Genomic DNA, 210 nt, shown 5'->3' with positions numbered 1-210 from the left:
ACTTTCTGTTCTTCAGTCAGCTTTTTCGGGTCGGAAGCCAAAGAAGATTTAAGCGCTTGTCTTGCCTTGTACATTTCGTTCCACAAGGCAAGGCCTTGATTCCAGCAATAGCGGCGATAGTCACAAGCTTCATCCAAAACTCTTCTCATAGTCTTGTTTGGATGTAGTTCATAGACTCTTGTCTGAATTAATTTAGACGGTACTTCTTCT

The 210-nt window shown here is 41.9% G+C and carries 1 protein-coding gene; it reads right to left on the bottom strand.

Annotated elements, in window-relative coordinates:
• The coding region (locus lacNas_RS07130; RefSeq protein WP_244661435.1) for a helix-turn-helix domain-containing protein at positions 1-210 on the bottom strand (210 nt) is incomplete at both ends.

Origin of the sequence: Lactobacillus nasalidis, assembly GCF_016587775.1 — a bacterium.
GTDB classification, from domain to species: Bacteria; Bacillota; Bacilli; order Lactobacillales; family Lactobacillaceae; genus Lactobacillus; species Lactobacillus nasalidis.
Note: the sequence above shows the minus strand (reverse complement) of the source record. Positions and strands in the feature narration are given on the sequence as shown.